Here is a 1482-nt window from a genome sequence, read left to right as displayed (position 1 = left end):
ATGCACAATCACTAAGGCAAGGGTGTAAAGATGGTTGGCATAACGCGACACGCAGTGCTGAAAATGGCGGAGTATGTTCAGGCACTTATGTACCATACGAAGATAAGCCAAATCGTATAGAAGGCCCCTATGCTGCACATAATATTAGTTCTACTAACGAACAGCGCACTGAGTTTTATGTGAGAGGCGATTTTGACTTTGAATTCCAAGATATTCCTGTTGTGGGTAATATTGGTTTACGCTATGTAAATTATCAACTTGAATCAACGGGCGCGTTAGTTCAACCTCAGGAAATAAAGCGTGGAGATGCTGGTACGTCATTGAATAGCGTGATGCAACAGCCGCAGTACAAACGCTACTACGACATTGCAGGTGGGCAATCCGAGTTAAGTACTGTAGAGGGGACTGATTACACCACTGTACTGCCAAGCTTAAATTTGAGTTTTGGTATTGCAGAGGACGTGGTTATTCGATTTGGCGCATCAAAAGCTTTATATTACCCAAGCTTAGTCGATGCGAGAAACATCAATATTATCAACCTTGATTATACCCCCATATTGCAAACTGCTGGGTTAGATTATGATGACGTGAATAACCCTGTTGTTGGTCTCGATAACTTTGAATTAACAGCCTTGTCTGGAAACCCTAACTTAGAACCTGAAGAAGCGGTTAATATTGACCTAAGTACTGAGTGGTATTTTGCTGAAGCGGGATACGTTACGGTCGGTTTATTTAACAAAAAGCTAGATAACATCATTCGTCGTCGAGCATTTGATTTGAACGTGACCTACGGCGATGAAAGCTATGATATTTCCGCTTACGGCCCTGCAAATACAGGCTCAGGTACACTTCGCGGTGTGGAATTCTCATACTCACAATTTTACGATATGTTGCCAGGTGCATGGAGTGGTTTAGGCTTACAGTTTAATTATACTTATATCAGTCAAGATGGACTTGAAGACCCCAATGAAGTAGCTGCAGGTACATTAGGGTTTGATGAAAATGGTAATCCACTCAATGACAACCGCAATACCTTCCGTGTATTTAGTGGCTTGCCACTGCAAGGTTACTCAGATAAAAACTTCAATGTGATTGGTATGTACGAATACCAAGATATTTCATTTCGACTGGCGTACACATGGCGCTCTGACTATCTGTTAACTTTGCGTGAGTCTGAAGAGTATGTACCAGCCTATGCGAAGTCTTCAGGCATGATGGATGCGAGCTTGTATTACACTATTAACGATCATTGGAAAGTAGGTATTGAAGCAAGTAATTTGCTCGATACGGAAACCAAAACTGAGTATCAGATGGACCAAGCAGGCACCAAGACACAAGCGCTTAACTTCACGACGGACAGACGTTTTGCTCTGAGTGTACGTGCTACTTTTTAACATCATAACTAAAGCCAGTGTATAGGTTAATAACACACTGGCTTTAGTAGTGCCTAAAAGGCAGTTGATGGTTATAACGCACGAACTG

At 42.0% G+C, this 1482-nt stretch carries 1 protein-coding gene; it reads left to right on the top strand.

Annotated features, from left to right (window positions below; genetic code table 11):
* Positions 1-1394 (top strand): TonB-dependent receptor domain-containing protein (locus tag SANK73390_RS20985; protein ID WP_462768266.1); only part of this gene is annotated, 1394 nt, incomplete at its 5' end.
* Positions 1395-1482: the final 88 nt, after the last annotated feature.

The organism is Pseudoalteromonas sp. SANK 73390 (assembly GCF_054966645.1).
This window is presented reverse-complemented; position numbering and strand designations above follow the sequence as displayed.